This is a genomic window from Corynebacterium capitovis DSM 44611 (assembly GCF_030440535.1).
Classification (GTDB): Bacteria; Actinomycetota; Actinomycetes; order Mycobacteriales; family Mycobacteriaceae; genus Corynebacterium; species Corynebacterium capitovis.
The window spans coordinates 1,457,557-1,480,067 of the sequence record NZ_CP047117.1 but is presented as its reverse complement, the minus strand read 5'-3'; the positions used below and the strand labels follow the sequence as shown (position 1 = coordinate 1,480,067).

Here is a 22,511-nt window from a genome sequence, read left to right as displayed (position 1 = left end):
TTAAACGCTACCCGCCACGCACAACAGCTCATCGGCGGCGTCCGCGACAACGATGGGCAGCTCTTCGGCTTCCATCCGAGAGAACGGTGCGAGCACGTAATCCGCGGGGGCCATGCGCCCCGGCGGCCGGCTGATTCCCACGGCCAGCTTGTTGTATTCGCGGGTGCCCAGCGACTTCGTCACCGAGCGCAAACCGTTGTGGCCGTGGTCCCCGCCTCCGGCGCGCAGCTGAATTACGCCCAGATCGAGATCTAGCTCGTCGTAGATAACGTAGGTGTCGTCGACCGGTACTCCGAAGTAATCCGCCAGCGCCTTGACTGGGCCGCCGGAGACGTTCATGTAGCCGCGGGTGCGCGCCAGAACGACCCGCCGTTTGGGCAGCAACCTCCCCGCCGCGAGCTCGGCAACCTCCGTGTTCGTCTTTTTGTGAACGCTGAGCTGGGCCGGCATCGGAGTCGCCCGGCCAAGCAACTCCTCGACAACCAACCCACCTGCGTTGTGGCGAGTGCCGGCGTACTGGGGCCCTGGGTTACCCAGGCCAACAACCAAAACGGGGGAATCGGACACGGCCACATCATAAGCGACGCCCCCGCATCCCCGAAGCGGGGAGGGCGGGGGCGTCGTGAAGCGCGGGCAAGCTACTCGGAAGCTTCCTCGCTGGGCTCGGCACCGGCCTCGGCGCCGCCTTCCTCCGCCTCCGCGGCGGCAGCCTCGAGTTCAGCATCCTCCTGGAAGAAGGTGATGTTCACGATGAGGGTTTCCGGGTCGGTGGTGAGCGTAGCACCGGCCGGCAGGGCGATGTCGGCAGCGGTGATCTGATCGCCGATTTCCTTGCCCTCGATAGACACGACGATCTCTTCCGGAATGCTCAGGGCGTCAACCTCGATCTCGAGGACGTCCGCCTCCTGCAGTACGACAGCGTCCGGCTTGGCCTTACCCTCGGTGACGACCGGAACCTCGACGACGACCTTCTCGCCGCGCTTCACACCGAGCAAGTCGATGTGGTCGATCTCGAGGGTGAGGACGTTCTGGTCAACGTGCTTGACCATGCAGAGCAGCTTTTCACCGTCGATCTCGAGCTCGAGGACAGCGTTGACGCCCTCGTTGCGCACGAGTGCGGTGATCTCCAAGCGGTCGATGGAGAAGTGCACGTTGTCGATGCCGGCTTCGTACAGCACGCCGGGGACCTTGCCCTCGCGGCGCAGGCGGCGGGACGCGCCCTTGCCGAACTCCTCGCGCTTTTCAGCCTTGATGACGTGGGGGGTAGACATTTTTTGCAATCTCCTGTGAAGTGCACGGGCCACAGGAAAAGCCTGCGACCACTGAACGGATCTGGTCTCGTCGAGTGATCGCAGGCTTGAGAAAGTCTGAGATTCATATCGCGCCGATAACGGCCTTACAGCCCTCGCCGAGATTGCCCCATCTTAACACCGCTGCCAGAGAGGGCAAAACGCTTCTCGACGCCCACCCGCTAGCGCTGCGGGAGCAGGGCCTGTGCAAAGTACGCATCGAGCGCCTCGTTGTCCCCGAGCAGGAGGACGGCGGCGACGTACTGGGACGTACTGGTCGGGGCGAACAATGACTACGGCACCGTCGCGGCACATCCCGCGGCCAACAAACGCACCCGGACGTTCTCGCGGCGGTGGAGCACACCTTCCGGGTGGCCTGCGAAGCTGGTAAGCCAGTAGGGGTCAACGCTTTCAATGTGGATCAGGCCCGGGCGTATCTCGAGCAGGGTGCCGCGTTCGCGCTGGTGGGCGCCGATGTGCAGCTGCTGGCAACCTCGGCACGTGCCTTGGCGGCGGACTTCATCCCGAACAACAAGTAAGGAGCACGCACATGCTGAACGTAGAGGAACTGCTGAACAAGGTGGAAAAGCGCCTGTTCATTGGCGGCGAGTGGCGGGACGGGTCCGCGGGTGAAACCTACGACGTTCTCAACCCGGCCACCGAGGAGGTGCTGGCGACGATGTCTTCCGGCACCCGCGAGGATTCCCTCGCCGCCCTCGACGCCGCGCACGCGGCGCGCCGGGAATGGGAGCGCACTGCGCCTCGTACTCGGGCAGAGATCCTGCGCAGGGGGTACGGCCTGATGCAGGAGCGCAAGGAGGAGTTCGCCACCCTGATGACCCTGGAAATGGGCAAGTCTTTCACCGAGGCTAAAGGCGAGGTTGACTACGGCTCCGACTACCTGTTGTGGTTCTCGGAAGAAGCCAATCACTTCTTTGGGCACACTAACCTGTACCCGGCGAAGGGCAACCGCATGGTCACGGTACACAAGCCCGTCGGCCCGTGCCTGTTGATCACCCCGTGGAACTTCCCCCTGTCGATGGCGACCCGCAAGATCGCCCCTGCGCTCGCTGCGGGCAACACCGTCATCGTCAAACCTGCGAAGCTCACACCCCTGACCATGCAGTATTTCGTGCAGACGATGGTGGACGCGGGTGTGCCCGACGGCGTAATCAATATCGTCTCCTCGACCTCCGCGGCGAACGTCTCCGAACCAATCATGGAAGACCCGCGCCTGCGCAAGATGTCCTTTACGGGGTCGACCCCCGTCGGGTCCTCGCTCATGGAGCTGGCCGCGAAGAACATCATCAAGGTCTCCCTGGAGCTCGGCGGTAACGCCCCGGCCATTGTCTTCGCCGACGCCGACATGGAGGGCGCCGTGGCGGGGGTGAAGGCAGCCAAGATGCGCAACATCGGGGAGGCTTGTACCGCCGCGAACCGCATCCTTGTGCATGAATCCATCGCCGCTGAGTTCACCGAGAAGTTTGTCGCGGCGATCTCGGCGATGAAGGTCGGCAACGGCATGGACGACGGGGTCGAAGTCGGGCCGCTCATCGAGGCCAAGGCGGTTGAGCGCATGCAGGAGCTTGTCGACGACGCCGTCGCACACGGTGGGACAATTCTCACCGGCGGGAAGGCGGTGGATGGCAAGGGCTACTTCTTCGAGCCCACCGTGATCACGGGCGCCTCCCGCGACGCCAAGGTGTTCCGAGAGGAGATCTTCGGCCCGATCGCGCCCATCTTTACGTTCTCTAGCGAAGAGGAGGCGTGGGAGATGGCCAACGACACCGAGTACGGCCTCGCCTCCTATGTTTTTTCCGAGGACCCAGACATGATGTATCGCGCCTCTGACAACCTGGAGTTCGGCATCCTCGGTTTCAACTCCGGCGTCGTTTCGGACGCATCGATCCCGTTCGGCGGTGTCAAGGCCTCCGGCCTCGGTCGCGAGGGCTCCCGCGAGGGAATGCTGGAGTACACGGAGGTGCAGCACATCGGCACCCGCGACCCCTACCAGCGGGTCAAATAACCGGGTGCGTCGTCAGGAAGCGGCCAGTGCCTGCTTGCGGAAGACACTGGTGCTGACACCGTAAGCGTTTTTGAAGGGGCCTCGGCGGCGATGCGGAGGGTGGCGAACGCGGCCGTGGCCTCGCGCCACTGGGGCAGATTAAGGCTGTTGGTAACCTGGATCGTCATTCGCCCGTAGTCGCGGTGGCTCGGTGTGCAGCAGAAGCTCGTGCACGGATTGTGAAATACGATACCCCGTGGGCATGTGTGTCGGAAAGGACTCATGCGAAGATGAAGGGGTCCCACCCCTTCTTCACAGGAGCACGCAATGAGTTTTCCCACCTACAGTTCTTACGAGGAGCTTCTCTCCGCCATCGACGCGGGTGACTCTGGACGCGAAATCCTCAACCCCGCGACCGGTGAGAGGATCGGTTTCGCCGATACAGACAGCGTCGAGGACCTTAATGCGGCCGTCACGCGTGCCCGAGAGGCCTTCGCGAGCTTCGCCACGACCACCCACGAGCAGCGCAGCGCCATGCTCAACGCCGCCGCGGACGCAATCGAGGCGAACGCGGAGCCACTGGCGCAGCTTCTCTCGCGGGAACAGGGCAAGCCGCTAAACGGCCCGAACGCCCGCTTCGAGGTCGGGGCATGCTCCAGCTGGTTGCGCGCGACCGCGTCCTTCGAGCTGGAACCGGAGGTCATCGTGGACGATGGTGAGACCTACTCCACCATGACGTACCGCCCCTTGGGCGTCGTCGGTGCAATCGGCCCGTGGAACTGGCCAATGATGATCACCGTCTGGCAGGTCGCCCCCGCGCTACGGATGGGCAACACCGTTGTGGTCAAGCCCTCCGAATACACCCCCCTATCCGTTAAGGCCCTCGTCCACCTGATCGCCACCGCCGTTCCTGAGGGAGTGCTGAACTACGTCTCCGGCGACCGCGAACTTGGGGCCGCCCTGTCGAAGCACCCGGACGTGGATAAGCTCATGTTCACCGGCTCCACGTCGACGGGCCAGAAAATTATCGAGGCTTCCGCTCCCACCTACAAGCGCCTTACCCTCGAGCTCGGCGGCAACGACGCGGGCATTGTGCTTGACGACGTCGACCCGGCAGCCATCGCGGAGGGCCTCTTCTGGGGCGCCTTCATCAATACCGGTCAGACGTGCGCCGCGCTGAAGCGCCTCTACGTGCCGGAGTCCATCTACGACGAGGTCGTCAACGCCCTCGCGGAATTCGCGAAGAACGTGCCGATGGGCGAGGGTCTCGACGAGAACAACGTGCTCGGACCCCTGCAGAATAAGGCGCAGTACGACATCGTCGCCGACCTTGTGCAGAAGGCGAAGGACTCCGGCGCGCGCGTAGTCATCGGTGGCGACCCTGAGGAGGGGCAGAAGGGATACTTCTACCCAACGACACTTGTCGCGGACATTGACCCAGACAACGCGCTGGTTGTCGAAGAGCAGTTCGGCCCCGCCCTGCCGATCGTGCGTTACTCCACCGTCGACGAGGCGATCGACCTGGCCAACTCCCTCGACGTCGGGCTCGGCTCCTCCGTGTGGTCCGCCGACCGCGAGCGTGCCCTCTCCGTTGCCGAGCGCCTTCGTGCCGGCACCACGTGGATCAACAACCACGGCGCCGTCGACCCGCGCATCCCCTTTGGTGGCTCGGGGCACTCCGGCTACGGCGTGGAGTTTGGCATCGAGGGCCTCAAGGGCCTCGGCCAGCCCCACGTGATCACGGGGTAGCAAGCAAGGGGGGCGTCGAGAAGAACAAGCTTTTCGACGCCCCCTTTGCCCTGCGGGCTCTACCCCGTGTAGGACTTCTTCCAGGCGGTGAGGAACGCGTCGGTCTCTTCGGCGGTGGTTACCGTGACGCGGATGCCCTCGGGGAAGGCTCGGACGAGCACATTGTTCCTTGCAAGCGTCGCGGCGAGCTCCTCGGGAGCGATGCTGATGGACTCGGCCGGAATCCAGACGAAGTTGGTCTGTGACTTAGGCGAGCCAAGGCCGGTGAGAGCCTCGGCCAGGCGCTCACGCTGCTCGGCGGTGGTCTCGACTCGCTGCTGCAGCTCGTCGTGCATGTCCAGGGAGGCCAACGCGCCGACCTGGGCCACGGAGCTGACGCTGAAGGGGACAGCGACCTTGTTGAGGGCCTCGATGATCTCTACCGGGCCGAAAGCGTAGCCGACCCGGGCGCCGGCCAGTCCATACGCTTTGGAGAAGGTGCGCAGGCCCACGACGTTCCGGTAGGCGGTGATCTCCTCGGTGCCGATAGGCGAGGTACCGGAAAAGTTGTACTCGAAATACGCCTCGTCGAGGGCGACGAGGACGTCTGCGGGAACCGCGGACATGAATTCGCGCCACTCCCGCGTGGTGATCGTCGTCGCGGTCGGATTATTCGGGTTGCACACGAAGATGAGCTTGGTGTCGTCTGTGATGGCGGCGGCGAGACCGGCGAGATCGACGCGATAGTCGGACGTCAGCGCTACGGGTACTGGATTGGCACCGGCGATGTGGACGAAGATCGGGTACGCCTCGAAGGAACGCCACGGAAAGATGACGTCATCGCCCGGTTGCGCAGTGATGTTCACCAGCTGCTGGCAAAGGGCGGAGGAGCCAGTACCCACAGCAACCTGCTCAACCGAGAGACCGAGGTGGCGGGCTAGGGTGGTGCGCAGCTCAATGGCACCCATGTCCGGGTAGCGGTTGACGGTATCGAGCGAACCCGCCATCGCGGCCTTAACCGAGGGAAGCGGACCCTCGGCAATTTCGTTGGATGACAACTTCACGGCGGCGTCGTTGCGCGCGCCGGGCACGTAGGCAGGGAGGTGGGAGAGGTCGGGGCGGATCACGTGGAGTGGCTCCTAGAAATCATCGGGCGGGCGGACGGGCCCGCTGGGTCGGATGCATTCAAATGCTGTGCGTACGGTACCTCGCAGCGCCAGCTCACTGCGCCTGAACGGTGCGTGTTAGGGGTTGCGTGGGCCGCGGGGGCCGAAGTCGAAGTCGGCCGTTGCCGGCCCGAAGCCCTGCAGCGCTTTCGGGGCGTCGAACGGGTCGAGGTGCATCTCGATGAACGCGCCGTTTCCGCAGGATGAGACCTCCTCCAGCACCTTTTCCAGTTCGCCTTCGGTGGAGACGCTGTAGGTCTGCATGGACGTGTCTGCTTTGAACACCTTAGGCAGTTGAGAGAACTGCCAGTCCTGGATGTCGTTGTACTCCCGCTCCATGCCGAGGATGAAGCGTTCAATGGTGTACCCGCGATTGTTCACCAGGAAGATGATGGGTTTGAGATCCTCGCGCAGAATCGTGGAGAGCTCCTGGGCGGTGAGCTGGAAAGACCCGTCCCCGATGAAGAGAAGGTGGCGGCGGTCCGGGTCTGCGAGCATCGCGCCCATCAGGGCGGGCAACGTGAAGCCGATCGAACCCCAGATGGGCGAGTTGATGTACTTCACCGAATCCGGCATGCGCTGCGGGCCGAGACCGATGTTGGAGGTCCCTGCTTCGGCGATGACCACGTCTCCCTCGTCAATGAAGTTCGCGATGCGTGGCCACAGCCTGGCCTGAGTAAGCGGCTTGTCGGGTTGCACGTCGTAGGTCGGCGCGCTCACGGGTTCGGCCGGGGCCTTCTGAGCCTCCGGGACCGCGGCCGCGATGTCTTGTAGAACCTCAAGGGTATTGATGCCCACGATGAACTCGTTGTCGATCACCATGTGCTGGTCGCCGAAGTTCACCACGCCGGTCTCGGGGAGGGCGTGGGTGAAGTTGCCGGAATTGACTTCGATGAAGCGGGGGTTGGTGGTCACGAGGAAGTCCGATCCCTCCACCTTCTCCCTCACGCCGGGAGCAGAGGCGGCGCCGTTGTAGGTGCCAACGCACAGCGGGTGGCGCTCATTGAGCTGTGCCTTCGCGGAGGCCATGTGCGCGTACGGGATCTGGGCCCGGTCGATGATGCGACGGAAAACATCCGTGAAGCCGTGGCGGTCCGTGTCTTGGTCCAACAAGAACAGGGGCCGCTCGGCTTCCGCAAATGCGCCAAGGAACTTCTCGACGGCAGCGTGACGACGTTCCGCGTCGCTCGTCGGAGGATCAACCGTGAAAGGGGTGTCCGGTACGGTGACCTCGAGATGGGTGATGTCGGAGGGGACCTGGATATGCACGGGGCGTTTCTCCCGTACGCAGGTGCGCAGCGCGCGGTCAAACTCTCCCACCACATTCATGGGTGAAACCCGAATCGCCACCTCGGTGAAAGGGCGGACCGCATCCAGCATGTTGTCAAAGTCGCCGTCGGCGAGAGAATGATGGAGGTTCCAGCGGTATTCGGTGGCGTACTGCGGGGGAGCGCCAGCGATGGAGACGACGGGAACGTGTTCCGCACGCGCACCTGCGATGCCGTTAAGGGCGGAGAGCTCCCCGACTCCGTAGGTGGTCAGCAGGGCGCCCACCCCGTGGAGACGGGCATAACCGTCGGCGGCATAAGCGGCGTTCAACTCGTTGCAGGTGCCCACGAAGCGGAAGTCCTCCGCGGCATCGATTTGCTCGAGGAAGCTCAGGTTGAAGTCACCAGGAACGCCGAGGATCTCTCGGATGCCCAAGGCCTTGAGCCTGTCGATGATGAAATCGCCGATGGTCATCGTTGCCATCATGTTCTCCTTCGTGGGGGTTGCCGGACGGGGTGGGCTAGCGGGCAACACTAAATATGGCTGGCTCAGACGGTGCACGCGACGCACACTCGTTATCGTTCACGACACCGAGGCGCTTGTCGTTCATTATCTTGCCCTGTCAGATCAACCGGAGGGTGAGAATTCAGCCCACGAGAGCAATCGGGGTCCGACGTCTCGCCCGCAGCCATGTCCAGCGACATGAACCCGCCGAAGGTAAAGATCACCGCAACAAGGGAGAAGACGATGCCGCTGACGCCGATGGGCCTTCAGCGGGCTCGGGGGGGGGGCACCGCCTTCTCACGGGCGTCGAGAAGGGCCTCAGCACAGCTCGCGGGATGATAGACGAACTCTGCTAAGGGGCAAGGGCCCTCACCTTGCCTAGGCTTGGCCTTCGAAAAGCGTGGTCACCGAGCCATTTTCGAAGATCTCGCGGATCGTCTTCGCCAGCAGAGGAGCGATCGACAGCACGGTGAGGTTGTCCCAGCCCTCCGTGTCCTGGGGCAGCGTGTCGGTGGTGATGACCTCTTCCGCGCCGCACTGGCTCAGGCGCTCGCGGGCGGGGTCGGAGAAGACTCCGTGGGTGCAGGCGATCAGCACCGATTTCGCTCCCGCATCCTTGAGCACGCCGACGGCACCCGAGATGGTTCCGCCGGTGTCGATCATGTCGTCCATGAGGATGCAGTCCTTGCCCTCGACGTCACCGACGACGCGGTTGGACACCACCTGGTTCGCAGCATCGATGTCGCGGGTCTTGTGGACGAACGCCATCGGGGCGTCGCCAAGAGTGTTTGCCCACTTCTCGGCGGACTTCACGCGGCCCGCGTCGGGGGAAACAACGCAGAGGTTGCTCAGCGAGTACTTCGAGGCAATGTAGTCGGTGAGGATCGGCATCGCGTGCATGTGATCCACCGGCCCATCGAAGAAGCCCTGGATCTGATCCGTGTGCAGGTCGACGGACACGATGCGGTCCGCGCCCGCGGCGCTGAGCAGGTCTGCGACGAGGCGGGCGGAGATCGGCTCGCGGCCGCGGTGCTTCTTATCCTGACGGGCGTAGGGGTAGAACGGCAGAATCGCCGTGATGCGTTTGGCGGAGCCACGTTTGAGCGCGTCGATCATGATGAGCTGCTCCATCAGCCACTTGTTCAGGGGCTGCGTGTGAGACTGCATGACGAAGCAGTCGGAGCCTCGGACGGACTCTTCGAAGCGGATGAAGATCTCGCCGTTGGCGAAGTCGCGCGCGGTGGTGGGGACCAGCTCGATGCCCAGCTCGCTGGAGACTGCTTCGGCGAGCGCTGGGTGGGCGCGGCCCGAAAACAGCTTGAGGTTTTTGTGGCTCTCGGTGGAGTATCCGGTCATAGTTTTCTTAGTTCTCCCGTGCTTTCTGGGCAGCCTGGGCCGCGTCGGTTCCGGGGCGGTTCTTCTCCACCCAGCCCTCGATGTTGCGCTGGCGCCCCTCCTTGATAGCAAGCGCGCCCGCGGGAACATCCTTCGTCACTACTGTACCCGCGCCTGTGTACGCCCCATCACCGACGTTGACTGGGGCAACAAACATCGTGTCGGAGCCGGTGCGGACGTAATCACCGATCGTGGTGTGGTGCTTATTCACGCCGTCAAAGTTGGCGAAAACGCTCGATGCGCCGATGTTGGACTCGCGCCCCACGGTCGCGTCACCGATGTAGGTCAGGTGTGGCACCTTCGACCCCGGGCCGATCTTGGCGTTCTTCGACTCGACGAAACCACCGAGTTTGCCTCCTTCGCCCAGCTCTGTGCCCGGGCGGAGGTAGGTGAACGGGCCGACGGTGGCGTCGGCACCAATCACGCTGAGCTCTCCCTGGGTCCTTACCACCGAGGCGCGGGGCCCCACCTCCATGTCGGTCAACGTGGTGTCCGGCCCGATAACGGCACCGTCGCCGATGACGGTGGAGCCCCACAGCTGCGTGTTCGGGTGAATGGTCACGTCGCGTCCGATTTCGACGTCTGCACCGATCCACGTGGTCGCGGGGTCGACGATGGTCGCACCACCGTGCATGAAGCGCAGCACGAGGCGGCGGTTGAGCTCCTTGCCTGCCGTGGCGAGTTGGGCGCGGTCGTTGACACCGGCCAACTCGCGGGCGTCAGGGGCGGTAAACGCACTGACCGTGTTCCCGTCGCCGCGGGCGATGGCTAGCACGTCGGTGATGTAGAGCTCGCCCTGGGCGTTATCGGTCGTCAGACGGGTCAGCGCGTCGCGAAGCACCGCGGCATCGAAGGCGAACACGCCCGAGTTGACCTCGGAGACGCTCTTTTGGATATCGTCGGCATCCTTTTCCTCGACAATCTTCTCCACGCCCCCTTCCGCGTTGCGGATGATCCGCCCGTAGCCTGTCGGGTCATCTAAATCGAGGGTAAGGACGGTCACCGCTGCTGAGGCAGCACGGTGCGCGTCGATAAGAGATTGGATTGTCTCCCCGGTCAGCAGCGGCACGTCGCCGTTGGTAACCACAACAGTGCCCTCGAACTGGGGCAGAGCGGCAAGACCCACCTGGACAGCGTGGCCGGTGCCTTTCTGTTCCTCTTGCACTGCCTGCAAAATGTCAGTGTCAAGCTGGCGCGCGATCTCCTCAACGGCGGGGGAAACCTGGTCGCGCTGGTGCCCCACCACGGTGACCAAGTGCGTCGGCGAGATGGATGCTGCCGCGTGCAGGGAATGCGACAACAGGCTTCGCCCGCCGATTTCGTGCAGAGTCTTCTGCCGGTCCGATTTCATGCGGGTTCCTGCGCCCGCCGCGAGGACCACGATGGCACATTCGGAAGTGGAAGGCACTCGGGAGATCTCCTTCGAATTTCAATAAGAGAGCCGCGCATCTCGCGGCTGAGCAAAAACAAGCATAACGTCTAGCCCCGACCCCCGGACACGTCTTCCAGCCTGCCCGCACCGACCACTCCTGCAGCGCCGAGGGCCGCGAGGAAAACGAGTGTTTCCTGTGTACCAATCGTCGAGACCAGTGAGGACAACCCGCCCACGACGAGCAGCACGACACCCATGACGGTGTTCGACGCTCCCGTGATGAGTGTTCGGCGGTCGCCTTCCGCCATGTCCACGAGGTATGTTTTGCGGCTCACCCGCACGGTCGTGTGCGCGAGGTTCACCAGGAAAAACCCCAGTGGCATCACCCACGCATTCACGCTTGACGACGCCCACCGGGCGCTCGCCACGAGAATCACGAGCACCACCGAGGCCGCCCCTGCACTCCAGGCCATCGCCTGCTTGGATGAGACATCCGACCACCACCCGGACACGCGGCCCCCGAGGAGCGAGGCACCGCCCGAGGCGACGACGAATGCGCCAAGCCCCGTCAAGTCCTGTCCCGACTCGTGGGCGAGGACGACGATGAACGGAGTGGATAGGGCGGTCACCAGCATGAGCGAACGGACGAGGAGAAAGGACCGCACCTTCCGGTCCTCCCGCAACAACGCCAGAGTTTCCGCCAGCCAGTTGTGCCCGTCGGTCGAGCTCGGCCGGCCTTTCGCCACGGGTTCGCGCACCCCTGCGAAGACAATAGCGGCGAATGCCCACGTGGCGGCACCCCCGCCGAGCAGGGCGGCGACGACCCAGCGCGGGGCGCTATCGGGTACCGCGGACAGGCCGAAACCGATCACTAGCGTCGCCGCGCCGGTCAGCGCGGTGGCACGGCCGGTAACCTCACCGCGTCGGCCTTTACTGATCGTCCTGCCTTGCACGTCTTTGCCGGCGATGGAGCACAGCGCGCGGAACACGGCCTGGATGGCCAGGAAGAGGACAACAGCGGAACCCAGGGCGATGCCGTCGAGAAGAAGTGCGGCGACGGCGATCGCGGCGGCGGCGAGTGCTTGGCCGAGCGAGCCGATGATCCACAACCGAGTGCGGGACTTGGCCGACGCGACCCACGGGGTCAAGGCAGCCTGGGGGAGCATCGAACCCGCTTCGCGGATGGGGACGAGGAAAGCGGTAAAAACCGCCGGCACACCCGCAGCGGTAAACACCCACGGGAGAACGGTCTTGCCTGCGACAACTTGATCGCCCACGCCCTGTAACCCGTTCGCCCAAATGAAGCGCCGGGCGTTGCGGCTCTCCAGGGCATCGCTGCCGGTTGTGTCCATAAGACCTGATAGTAGGGTCGAGATGGAAGCGCTACCCGGTAAGTATGAGCTAACCGATTCAGGAGTGATGCCCCATGGCCCTTACACGCAGAACCTTTTTCCGGGGAATGCTCATTGCTACCGCGGGCGTCGTAGCCGCCTGTGCTGGAGAAGGGGGCGCGCGACGCGGTCAGGAGGCTCCGAGAGGAGCGCGCGAGGAGGCGCGAGACTTGCCCATTCCACCCCTCTACGAGGGAGAGTTGACCGGCACCACACGACGGTTCGAGCTCACCGCCCAGACGGGTCAGGCCGAAATCCTCCCCGGGGTCATCACAAACACATGGGGGTTCAATGGCTCATTCCTCGGCCCGACGTTGTACATGCGCCGGGGTGAGACGATTGAAATGACGGTGCGCAACAACGTCACCGAGCCGACCGTCGTCCACTGGCATGGTCTGCACCTGCCGGCTGCCGCCGATGGCGGGCCGGCGCTCGCATTCGCGCCGGGGGAGAGCTGGTCACCCACCTGGACCGTCGACCAAGCGGCCGCGACGTGCTGGTACCACCCTCACCCGCACGAGGTGTCCGCCCTTCACGCGTATAGGGGACTCGCCGGTGGGATTGTCATCGCGGACGATGAATCAGACGCGTTGGACCTACCCCACGCCTACGGGGAAGACGATATTCCCGTCATCATCACGGACGCGAAGTTCACTGAGGACAACCAGCTCGACGAGACGATCGACACCACCTATGGGCTGCTCGGAACGACCCCGGTGATCAACGGCATTACCAAGCCCCGCTTTACTGCGACGACTCGCCGCATCCGACTGCGGCTTGTCAACGGCGCGACGATGCGCTTCCACCACCTGACGCTAGGAGTGCCTTTCCGTGTCATCGCCACGGACCAGGGTCTCCTCGACGCCCCCGCGGAAGTCGACGCCATCTTGCTCAGCCCGGGCGAGCGCGCGGAGATTCTCGTCGAGTTGGAACCCGGCAAGGACCTGACGCTGCGCTCGGACGGTGTCCCCGACAACGGGGGTCTCGAGAAAGGGGAGACCGCAAACGGCTTCGGGCTCAAAGACACCTTCGACCTGCTGACAATCGTTGCCCCAGACGAGTCGGCGCCGGAGTTGGGTGCCGTTCCGGGGCAGCTGGTGAGCGTCGAGAAGCCTGATGCAACGGGCGCGACCGAGCGTGAGTTCCGGCTCAACGGTTTCCAGATCAACGAGCAATCGATGGACATGAACCGTGTCGACTTCGTCATCGATCGCCCAGGCATCGAGGTGTGGCGAGTGACCAACGAAAACTCGGACTGGCCACACAACTTCCACGTGCACAACGCGCGCTTCATGGTGGACAACGCCGATGGCAGCGAGATGGAGTTCACGGCCGGCTGGCACGACACCGTCTACGTCCCGCCGCTGTCGACGCTGATACTGCTGGTCGACATCGGGTATTACCCGGACCCCATGCTGGCGTACATGTTTCACTGCCACATGCTCTTCCACGAAGACGAGGGGATGATGGGGCAGTTCGTGGTGGCTGAGCCGGATCAGGAGGTCCAACTGGCGGGGGCGCATCACCACTAAAAAGCTTCCCCACCAGGACTCGAACCTAGAATGACGGTACCAAAAACCGTAGTGTTGCCAATTACACCATGGGGAAATGCGAGTGCTAAGTGTAGCGCATCTTCCCCCAAACCCTAATCCGCGGTGGGGGCACGGGGAACGTAAGGTGTACTCCATGGCTCGCCAGCGGATGACCGGCTCTCAGCGCCGTGCTCAACTCATGGATATTGGCCGCGCCGCTTTCGCGGAACGCGGCTTTGACGGCACCTCGGTCGAAGAGATTGCCACGCGTGCTGGGGTGTCCAAACCCGTCATCTACGAGCACTTCGGGGGAAAGGAAGGCTTGTTCAAGGCGATTGTGGATGCCGACGCGAAAACGCTAGAGTCCATGATCCTGGATTCAATCTCCCATGGTCGGTGGCGCGAGCGCATCGAGGGCGGGATTGTCTCTCTGCTGACGTTCGTGGAAGAGAACACGGACGGCTTTGTCATTCTCGTCCACAGCCAGGTGCCGGGGGAGGAGCGGATGTTCACCACTATGTTGCAACGCTCGGTCGAGCAGGTGTCAGGATTTCTGGGCGCCGCTTTCGAGCACCGTGGCCTGGATAAGTCCGTCGCTCCCCTCTACGCCCAAGCGTTGGTGGGCACAGCGTCGCACACAGCATTGTGGTGGCTGGATCAGCGCTCCCCGGACAAGTTCGCGGTCGCCGCACACATCTCCAACTTAGCCTGGAACGGGTTGAAGGGGATGGAGGCTCAGCCGAAGATCGAAGCTACTACCGCACACAACATCGCAGGAGAAGGTGCATGACGGAGACTCCGCCCGTACTAGCTGGGCTTTTGACCACAGCTTTGACGGACCCAAAGCTCCAAGGGTTGGTCAGCAACATAGGTTCCGAGCGCCTCCACATCACCGGGATTGACCAGGTGCGCAGCTGGGCCGTGGCGGCTCTGTCACGTCAGGTGCCAGTGCTCCTCGTCACGGCGACCGGCCACGAGGCAGAGGACCTCACCGCGGAGCTCAAGGCTTTGATCGGCGAGAGGAATGTCGCCCAGCTACCGGCCCTAGAGACCCTGCCTCACGAGCGGCTGTCCCCGGCCGCGGATGTCGTCGGCACCCGAGCAAAGGTGCTGTGGGAAATGCCACGCGTCATCGTCGCCGCAGCGCGCGCCGCCTGCCAGCCGGTTTTACCCGCCATCGAGCCGATCGTGGTGCAAAAGGATAAGGAATACGACTTCGCTGATCTCACACAGCGCATCACGATCTACGCCTATGATCACGTCGATATCGTGGCCAAGCGCGGCGAATTTGCCACCCGCGGCGGGATCATCGACGTGTTCCCGACCACCGCGGAGTACCCCGTCCGCGTCGAGTTCTGGGGCGATGAGGTGACCGACATCCGCACGTTTTCGGTCGCCGACCAGCGCACAATCGAGGATATCGAAAGCGTTTCACTTTTCCCCGCGCGCCAGCTTCTTATCGACGACGCCGTGGCCGCCCGGGCCGAACAACTCGCCCGGAATTTCCCCTCCAACCCGACGCTCGTGCACCTGCTCACCCGTGTGTCTGAAAAGCAGCACGCCGATGGCATGGAGGCGCTCATCCCGGTTCTTAGCGACCAGCCTTTCCGCGCCGTGCCCGAGCTCTTGCCCAGCGGGTCAATCGTGCTGGTCACCTCGCCGGAGAAGGTCCGCGCCCGGGTGGCGGACTTGGAAGCGACAGACCAGGAGTTCCTCACCGCGGGGTGGGAAGCCGCCGCAATCGGGGCCGACGGGCCCATCGCGGTGGAGGGCCTCGACGTCTCGGCGTCCTCGTACCGTTCGTTCGAGTCGCTCGAAGCCGCGGCGCGCGCCGCCGGCAACGCATGGTGGACGTTCGCCCCTCCCGGCATGTTCGCGGCCGATGATTCCCAGACCCTGCCGCTGGAGTTCGAGGCGGCACCTGCCCCGAAGGGTGAACCGAAGGCGATCGAGCAGCTCTACACCACGCTTAAGCTCCACCTGCAGCAAAATCGGGGTAGAGCCGCCTTCGTTGCCCCGGCGAAGGGAACCGTGGAGCGGACGGCGGAACGCCTGCGTGAGCACGGGGTCTCCGCGCGCATCGCCAGCCCGGGGCTGGAGCCGGTGGATGGGCAGGTCACCCTGTACCAAGCCCTCTCTCACGCCGGCCTCGTTTTCACCGGACCCAACCTCGTGGTGGTCACAGAAACGGACGTGACAGGCAACCGTGTCGGCGATATCGCGGGAGCGAAACGCCGCACACCGAAGCGCCGCAACCGGGTGGATCCCCTGGCTTTGAAGCCGGGTGACTTCGTGGTGCACGAGACCCACGGCATCGGCAAGTTCGTCAAAATGGCCGAACGCACCGTCAAAGCCGGTGACGAGGACTCCCGCCGCGAGTACATCGTGCTGGAGTACCAGCCTGCAAAGCGCGGACAGCCCAACGACCAGCTGTGGGTGCCGATGGAGTCGCTCGATCTGCTGAGCAAGTACTCCGGTGGTGAGCAGCCGTCGCTGTCGAAGATGGGTGGCTCCGACTGGAAGAACACCAAGCGCAAAGCTCGCGCCGCCGTGCGCGAAATCGCCGGCGAGCTCGTCGAGCTCTACGCCAAGCGCCAGGCAGCGCCCGGCCACGCGTTCGCGGCGGACACGCCGTGGCAGAGCGAGATGGAAGACAACTTCCCCTTCGTGGAAACGGAAGACCAGCTCATCGCCATCGAGGCGGTGAAAGAGGACATGGAAAAGTCCACCCCCATGGACCGGGTGATCGTCGGTGATGTGGGTTTTGGCAAGACGGAAGTCGCAGTTCGAGCCGCCTTCAAGGCGGTCCAAGACGGCCGCCAGGTCGCCGTCCTCGTGCCCACGACGCTGCTCGCCCAGCAGCACTTTGCGACGTTTACCTCCCGCATGGACGGCTTCGGCGTGAACGTAAGGGAGCTGTCGCGGTTTACGTCGACAAGCGATGCGAAGGAGATCATCTCCGGGCTGGCAGATGGGTCTGTCGACATCGTGATTGGCACCCACCGGCTGCTGCAGACCGGGGTGCAGTGGAAAAACCTCGGGCTCGTTGTCGTCGACGAGGAACAGCGCTTCGGCGTGGAGCACAAGGAGCACATCAAAGCGCTCAAGTCGCACGTCGACGTGCTGACCATGACCGCGACCCCAATCCCGCGCACCCTCGAGATGAGCCTGACGGGCATCCGCGAGATGACTTCGATTACCACACCGCCCGAGGACCGCCACCCCGTTCTCACCTACGTCGGCCCGCAAGAGGACAAACAGATCGCCGCAGCCATTCGCCGCGAGCTTCTTCGCGACGGCCAGGTGTTCTACATCCACAACAAGGTCTCCGACATTGAAAAGGCTGCCTCCCACCTCCGTGAGCTGGTTCCTGAGGCTCGCGTCGTCGTTGCTCACGGCCAGATGTCGGAACAGTTGTTGGAGCGCACCGTGCAAGGCTTCTGGGACCGCGAATACGACGTGCTTGTCTGCACCACGATCGTGGAGACGGGCCTAGACATCGCCAACGCCAACACGCTGATTGTGGAGAACGCGCAGAACATGGGCCTGTCGCAGCTGCACCAGCTGCGCGGGCGCGTCGGCCGGTCCCGCGACCGCGCCTACGCGTACTTCCTCTACCCGAAGGACAAGACCCTCACCGAAACCTCCTACGATCGGCTGGCCACCATCGCTCAGAACAACGACCTCGGTTCCGGCATTGCCGTGGCGCAAAAGGATCTTGAGATGCGCGGCGCAGGCAACGTCCTCGGCGCCGAGCAGTCGGGCCACATCGCAGGAGTCGGTTTTGACATGTACGTGCGCCTCGTCGGGGAGGCGGTGCAGACCTACAAGTCTCTCCTGAAGGGGGAAACGGTCGACGCCACCGACCAAGGGCCGAAGGAAATCCGGGTTGACCTGCCCGTCGACGCCCACATTCCCGACACGTACATCAACTCCGAGCGGCTCCGCCTCGAGGTGTACCGAAAGCTCGCCGAGGCGCGTGACGACGCCGCTTTGACAACCGTCGCCGAAGAAATGGTGGACCGCTACGGGCCCTTGCCCACCGAGGTGCGCCACCTCATGGAGGTCGCTCGCGTGCGACACCAAGCTCGCCGAGCCGGAGTTGCTGACATCCTCGCCCAGGGCACCCGGATCAAGTTCCACCCCGTTGAGTTGTCCGATTCCAAGCTGGTTAGACTGAAGCGACTTTACTCCGGAGCGACCTACCGGGCGGCGGCGAAGGTCTTGCAGGTGCCCTTCCCGCGGGAGGCGAAAGGCGCGAACCAGCCGACGCTGCGCGACACCGAGCTGCTGCAGTGGGTGGCCGATTTCCTCTCCTCGATGTTTGACGTCGAAAAGGTGTCCGTTACGGGTTCGGATGTAGTTCCCGACCGCGCCACTGTGTCCGTCAGCGAGTAGGGGTGGTGTGCGGGGTGCCACTAGTGCCCCGTACACTTATTCTCTATGCCCCCATAGCCCAATCGGCAGAGGCAGTCGACTTAAAATCGATTCAGTGTGGGTTCGAGTCCCACTGGGGGCACAAAAGTGTCAGGTCAGGACATTTCAGACCCGCCGCTACACGGTTACCCCCGTTTGATTCCGCCGCCGGACAAAACCCACAAAACCTTAGGTCACGGCGAGGTCATCGCCAAGGCCGAAACCGCGCTTGGGCTCGCGCTTGGGCTTGGCCGTGGGCAGGGGCGGGAATAAGCGCGTGAGGATTGTCACGTCCCCGTTCCGGGGAGAGTGCGGTGGGCACGGCTCGGGCATCCCCCCGTTTGGAGCACGCCCACAACGATTTCTCCAGTACCCCCGTAGCCATGCCTGGTCAGGCATGGCGCTGTACGCTGCGGCGACGAGGAGAGGGGCACGAATCCACACCGATGCAGTGTGGGGTCGAGTCCCACTTGGGGGCACCAAACGAGGCGCGGCGGTCGAAGGCGGCGGCCTTATGGCCCAAATAACGCGAAGAGCACGGACATTGTTACGACGCCGCCCGTGATGTAGTTGAGCCAGAGGAAAACTTTCCACGCACGATTCACGGTTTCCGACGTCTCATCTCGCACCCCGGCAAAGCGGATCGTGTTGGCCGCGTAACCCAGGCCCAGCAAGCTCACCAGCCAGCCACTGAAGGGCAGCCCGACGGCGAGCAGTGCCGCGAGGACGTAGAGAGCGGCGGCGAAAAACGTCGTCAAGCGGGCCCCAAACTGGGTCGCGATAGACGTGAGTCCTCCCTCGCGGTCAGCGTTGACGTCTTGAACCGCCCCGAGCGCGTGGCTGGCCATGCCCCACAGGAAGAATGCTACGGCTGCGAAGGCGAAGCGCGGGTCGACGTGGTGGGTTGTAAGCGTCGCGCCGATCAGGGCGGGGGTGACGAAGTGCGTCGACGAGGTCACGGAGTCAAGGACCGGAATTTCTTTGAAGCGGAACGGCGGAGCGGAGTAGGCGTAGACGGCAAAAAGCGACAGCGCGAGCCAGGCGGCGGAGACGGAAGTGCCACAAAAGAGCAGCGCGATAATGAAAGGTAGCGTCGTTACCGCGGAGGCGATGAGCAGCGGGCGGTGCATCGACTTCGGCAACACCGCGCCCTCCACCCCGCCCTTGCGCGGATTGCGGATGTCGGACTCGTAGTCGAAGACATCGTTGATGCCATACATCGCAATGTTGTAGGGCACCAGGAAGAACACGAATCCAAGCACAAGGCGCCAATCCCACGAGCGGGTAGCAAGGAGGTACCCGAGGGCAAAGGGCACGGCGGTGTTTACCCAGCTCAAAGGGCGCGATGCGGCGAGGATAGAGCGGATCATGGCTGGTCTCCTTTAACGGGCCACAGTGCCGTAACCGCAAGGGAGACGACGACTGAGTAGAAGAGGTCCTCCACGGGGATGAGCCCAATGCGCACGCCGGTGTTGTTCCCGCTGTGGTATTCGACGAGACCCGCCGCCACCATGAGGTTGTCGAAGATAACGGTAAGGACGCAGATCATCGCGGTCACCGACACCGTGACGGCGAGGTGATTCGGGCGCGCGCGCCGAGACAACGATAGCACCACAGCAAATAGCAGGAATGGGATGCTGATAAGCAGATACGTCACACCCGCCCCCGTCCTGCACGTGCGTGGGCGGCCGAAGCGAGGTTCATGGTGAGGTATGTGAGGAAGAAGAGGAACACGGGTTCTTCAAGAGGGAGCTCGGGGGCGAGCTCGACGCCTGTCATGTACGGTGAGTCGCCGCGGAAGAAAGTGCCAGTCGCGATCCCGAGGGCGTCCCAGAGAAGGAACAACGCGACCATACCGGCGCTCAACGCGGTGGCGCGGGGCGCGTCGCGAAAGAACGCGAGCCGCCACCGCCAGTCACATAACCCCATGCATGCAATGGAGATCAACAGGAAGGCGAGATACGCCAGATGCATCACGGCTCCTCCCGAAGCGGACCGGCCGAACGGTCTCCCCGCACGCGTTTGAGCACGTTCTCCGCCGAGATGAGGCACATCGGCACGCCAACGCCGGGCAGTGTTGTCGCCCCGGCATAGTAGAGGTTGTCTAGCTTTGCTGAGCGATTGCGGCCGCGGAAAAACGCGGACTGCTTCAGCGTATGGGCGGGGCCAATAGAACCTCCCGACCAGGCGTTGTAGCGATCTGCGAAATCTGAGGGGCCGAGTGTGCGACGAACCACAATGCGTTCGTGCAGGTCGTCGACGCCGCACCAGGAGGCGATCTGGTCAATAGCGGCATCGGCAACCGCCTCGACGTGCGGGGACGGCTGCGGGCTGTAGAGAGAACCGCGTCCGCCTTCCGCGGCAGCCGGAACAGGCACGAGGACGAACAGGTTCTCGCAACCGTCGGGGGCCGTTGATGGGTCGGTTACAGACGGCATGGAGATGTACAAGGACCGCGACGCATTGAGGGGGCGTGAGGACACAGGACCGTCGAAGACCGCGTCGAAGTCACTCGACCAATCCTGACTGAACAGCAGGTTGTGGTGGGTGAGCTGGGGGAGCCGCCCACGGACCCCAAGCATGACAAGCACCGTGCCCAACCCCGGGTCCCGGCGGGCGAACCACGACTCGTCGTAGGTGCGCTTGTGCGGCGGGAGTAGACGCGTTTCGGTGAAGTGCAGGTCGGCGCAGGACACGACCATGTCGGCTCTTAGGTCCTCGACCGATCCGTCCGCGCGACGGACGCGGACTCCGGTGGCGCGGTCGCCGTCGTCAAGAATAGCCGTGGCCTCCGTTTTGAGGCGGATCTCGGCACCGTTATCCAGCGCGAGCGAGCCCAGGGCATCCATGACAGCCGTGAAACCACCCTGCGGGTACTTCACACCCTGGACGAGGTCGGTGTGGCTCATGAGGTGGTACATCGACGGAGTGCGGGAAGGGTGCGAGGAAAGGAACACGGCCGGGTAGGTGAGTATTTGTCGCAGGCGCGTGTCCTGAAACCGCGCAGCGACGTGCTTGTCCAAGGGCACCGTGAGGTAGCGAGCGAGGTCGAGGTAGCGGCGCCGCACGCCGGAATCCACAAACGGCCGCACCGAAGTGAACGTGGTGTACAAAAAGCGCTCGACGGCCATGTCGTAGGTGTCGGCGGCGTCATCGAGGTAGGCGCGCAGTACCTCGCCCGCACCCGGTTCGATCTCCTCGAACAACGCGGCGGCGTTTTCCTTCCCCGAGACGACATCCACCGGCTCTTGGCCCTCGGGGAAAAGACGATACGCGGGGAGGAGGTCGACGAGGTCGAGCACCTCCTCGGTCCGTTTGCCGAACAACCCGAAGAAGTGGTCGAAGGCATCCGGCATGAGATACCACGACGGGCCGGTGTCGAAGCGGAAGCCATCCACCGTCTCTTCACCCGAGCGCCCACCGATGGCATCAAGCTTCTCGACGACCACCGTGGCCACCCCCTCCCGCCCGAGGAGGGCGGAGGTGGCGAGGCCGGCGGCACCCGCACCGATCACGATCGCGGTGCGTGTGTGCTCAGGCATGGTGGGGACCCTTTCGTGCGACGGATCGGGCCGCGGCCCTGGCCGTGATGTACAGCTTGCGGTGCGATGGGACGCTGACGCGCCGTGCCGCGACCTCAGTTGCGGGGGTGGCGTCGATGAGATTTGTCAGCTCGGTGAAAAGGGCGGCGGCTGCGGCGACCGCCGCGCGGGGGGCGCGGGGGAGAAGGGGCAGGGCGATGGCGGCCCGGGTGAGATCAGCGCGGATATCGGCGACGAGTTCATCCTTGTGCGCATCCGTCAACTGTCCACCGCTGAGGGCGGGGAAGTAACTGCGCCCCAGCTCTCCGCGGTCCTCGGCGAGATCGCGCAAGAAGTTGACCTTCTGGAACGCAGAGCCGAGCGCCTTGGCGCCGCGCTCGAGTTCTTGGCGCTGTTTGTCGTCGACGGAGTGGTCCGCGAGGAAAACGGACAGGCACAAAAGTCCGATGACCTCGGCCGATCCATAGACATAGTCGTCGAAACCCGCGGTATCTCCCGCGTACGAGTCCTGCCTCAAGTCGCGGCGCATCGACGCAAAGAACGCCCGGACATGGTCGGGGTCGAACTGGCACCGGCGCGCGGTGTTGGCCCAGGCGTGAAGAATTGGGTCCGTGTGGAAGCGGGACGTCGAAGCACCTAGGGCGCCAAGGGCGCCAAGGGCGCTGGCCTCGTAGGTGTCCAGGAGAGACGTGAGGCCCGCGCAACCGGCCTGCTCGGCCGTGCCATCGACGATCTCGTCAGCAATACGTACCACGGCGTAGAGGTTGCGAATATCCGCTCGCGCACGGGGCTCAAGGAACCGTGTGGCCAGGGAAAAGCTAGTCGAGTAATCGAGCATGACCTGGGCCGCGGCGCGGTCGCACATGCGGTCGTACCGGGAGAGGAAGTCCATGGAGGCCATG

General features: G+C 63.9%; 18 protein-coding genes and 1 tRNA gene. 7 read left to right on the top strand and 12 right to left on the bottom strand.

Going from position 1 to position 22,511, the window contains the following annotated elements; genetic code table 11:
* Both pth and CAPI_RS07200 read right to left on the bottom strand, forming a co-directional pair.
* Positions 1 to 567: an aminoacyl-tRNA hydrolase gene (pth, locus tag CAPI_RS07205; protein ID WP_026157187.1), complete on the bottom strand. Its 567-nt coding sequence runs from the start codon at positions 565 to 567 to the stop codon at positions 1 to 3.
* Between the two features lie 71 nt (positions 568 to 638).
* On the bottom strand, positions 639 to 1,271 hold the full coding sequence (locus tag CAPI_RS07200) for a 50S ribosomal protein L25/general stress protein Ctc (RefSeq protein WP_018017976.1): 633 nt from the start codon (positions 1,269 to 1,271) through the stop codon (positions 639 to 641).
* Positions 1,272 to 1,705: 434 nt separating this feature from the next.
* Between CAPI_RS07200 and CAPI_RS09640 the strand changes: the two genes are divergently transcribed.
* The 3 genes from CAPI_RS09640 (at position 1,706) to CAPI_RS07185 (ending at position 5,043) form a co-directional block, all read left to right on the top strand.
* Positions 1,706 to 1,828, top strand: a complete 123-nt coding sequence (locus CAPI_RS09640; protein ID WP_363324494.1) for a hypothetical protein — start codon at positions 1,706 to 1,708, stop codon at positions 1,826 to 1,828.
* A gap of 11 nt (positions 1,829 to 1,839) precedes the next feature.
* Positions 1,840 to 3,315 (top strand): NAD-dependent succinate-semialdehyde dehydrogenase, encoded by a 1,476-nt coding sequence (locus CAPI_RS07190; protein ID WP_018017973.1) that lies wholly within the window; start codon positions 1,840 to 1,842, stop codon positions 3,313 to 3,315.
* A 306-nt stretch (positions 3,316 to 3,621) separates the two neighbouring features.
* The gene (locus CAPI_RS07185) at positions 3,622 to 5,043 is read left to right on the top strand and encodes an aldehyde dehydrogenase family protein (RefSeq protein WP_018017972.1); all 1,422 of its coding nucleotides are present in this window, start codon (positions 3,622 to 3,624) and stop codon (positions 5,041 to 5,043) included.
* Between the two features lie 59 nt (positions 5,044 to 5,102).
* Here CAPI_RS07185 and hisC read toward each other — a convergent pair whose 3' ends face one another.
* The 5 genes from hisC to CAPI_RS07160 form a co-directional block, all read right to left on the bottom strand.
* Positions 5,103 to 6,149, bottom strand: coding sequence for a histidinol-phosphate transaminase (hisC, locus tag CAPI_RS07180; protein ID WP_018017971.1), 1,047 nt, complete (start codon positions 6,147 to 6,149; stop codon positions 5,103 to 5,105).
* A gap of 117 nt (positions 6,150 to 6,266) precedes the next feature.
* A complete protein-coding gene (locus CAPI_RS07175; RefSeq protein WP_018017970.1) occupies positions 6,267 to 7,940 on the bottom strand; it encodes an alpha-keto acid decarboxylase family protein in 1,674 nt (557 codons plus the stop codon).
* 399 nt (positions 7,941 to 8,339) lie between these two features.
* The gene (locus CAPI_RS07170) at positions 8,340 to 9,317 is read right to left on the bottom strand and encodes a ribose-phosphate diphosphokinase (protein WP_018017969.1); all 978 of its coding nucleotides are present in this window, start codon (positions 9,315 to 9,317) and stop codon (positions 8,340 to 8,342) included.
* A 7-nt stretch (positions 9,318 to 9,324) separates the two neighbouring features.
* Positions 9,325 to 10,764 carry a bifunctional UDP-N-acetylglucosamine diphosphorylase/glucosamine-1-phosphate N-acetyltransferase GlmU gene (gene glmU / locus CAPI_RS07165; RefSeq protein ID WP_018017968.1) on the bottom strand — a complete coding sequence of 480 codons (1,440 nt, stop codon included), beginning with the start codon at positions 10,762 to 10,764 and terminating at the stop codon, positions 9,325 to 9,327.
* 71 nt (positions 10,765 to 10,835) lie between these two features.
* Positions 10,836 to 12,080, bottom strand: a complete 1,245-nt coding sequence (locus CAPI_RS07160; RefSeq protein ID WP_018017967.1) for an MFS transporter — start codon at positions 12,078 to 12,080, stop codon at positions 10,836 to 10,838.
* 209 nt (positions 12,081 to 12,289) lie between these two features.
* On the opposite strand from CAPI_RS07160, the gene CAPI_RS07155 reads away from it, so the two are divergent.
* The 4 genes from CAPI_RS07155 to CAPI_RS07140 all read left to right on the top strand — a co-directional run bounded on the left by CAPI_RS07155 (position 12,290) and on the right by CAPI_RS07140 (position 18,170).
* A complete protein-coding gene (locus CAPI_RS07155) occupies positions 12,290 to 13,651 on the top strand; it encodes a multicopper oxidase family protein (protein WP_018017966.1) in 1,362 nt (453 codons plus the stop codon).
* A 154-nt stretch (positions 13,652 to 13,805) separates the two neighbouring features.
* Positions 13,806 to 14,441 carry a TetR/AcrR family transcriptional regulator gene (locus CAPI_RS07150; RefSeq protein ID WP_018017965.1) on the top strand — a complete coding sequence of 212 codons (636 nt, stop codon included), beginning with the start codon at positions 13,806 to 13,808 and terminating at the stop codon, positions 14,439 to 14,441.
* On the top strand, positions 14,438 to 18,049 hold the full coding sequence (mfd, locus tag CAPI_RS07145; RefSeq protein ID WP_018017964.1) for a transcription-repair coupling factor: 3,612 nt from the start codon (positions 14,438 to 14,440) through the stop codon (positions 18,047 to 18,049). Before CAPI_RS07150 ends, mfd begins: the two co-directional genes overlap by 4 nt.
* A 47-nt stretch (positions 18,050 to 18,096) precedes the next feature.
* Positions 18,097 to 18,170 (top strand) — tRNA-Leu (locus tag CAPI_RS07140).
* Between the two features lie 409 nt (positions 18,171 to 18,579).
* Here CAPI_RS07140 and CAPI_RS07135 read toward each other — a convergent pair.
* Genes CAPI_RS07135 through CAPI_RS07115 form a run of 5 tightly spaced genes read right to left on the bottom strand, consistent with a single transcriptional unit; the run spans position 18,580 to position 22,510 of the window.
* Positions 18,580 to 19,437 carry a prenyltransferase gene (locus CAPI_RS07135; protein ID WP_018017962.1) on the bottom strand — a complete coding sequence of 286 codons (858 nt, stop codon included), beginning with the start codon at positions 19,435 to 19,437 and terminating at the stop codon, positions 18,580 to 18,582.
* Positions 19,434 to 19,724 (bottom strand): lycopene cyclase domain-containing protein, encoded by a 291-nt coding sequence (locus CAPI_RS07130; protein ID WP_018017961.1) that lies wholly within the window; start codon positions 19,722 to 19,724, stop codon positions 19,434 to 19,436. The genes CAPI_RS07135 and CAPI_RS07130 overlap by 4 nt, the downstream gene beginning before the upstream one ends.
* Positions 19,721 to 20,041: a lycopene cyclase domain-containing protein gene (locus tag CAPI_RS07125; RefSeq protein WP_018017960.1), complete on the bottom strand. Its 321-nt coding sequence runs from the start codon at positions 20,039 to 20,041 to the stop codon at positions 19,721 to 19,723. Before CAPI_RS07125 ends, CAPI_RS07130 begins: the two co-directional genes overlap by 4 nt.
* Positions 20,041 to 21,609, bottom strand: coding sequence for a phytoene desaturase family protein (crtI, locus tag CAPI_RS07120; protein WP_018017959.1), 1,569 nt, complete (start codon positions 21,607 to 21,609; stop codon positions 20,041 to 20,043). The genes CAPI_RS07125 and crtI overlap by 1 nt, the downstream gene beginning before the upstream one ends.
* Positions 21,602 to 22,510 carry a phytoene/squalene synthase family protein gene (locus tag CAPI_RS07115; RefSeq protein ID WP_018017958.1) on the bottom strand — a complete coding sequence of 303 codons (909 nt, stop codon included), beginning with the start codon at positions 22,508 to 22,510 and terminating at the stop codon, positions 21,602 to 21,604. The genes crtI and CAPI_RS07115 overlap by 8 nt, the downstream gene beginning before the upstream one ends.
* Position 22,511 lies beyond the last annotated feature (1 nt).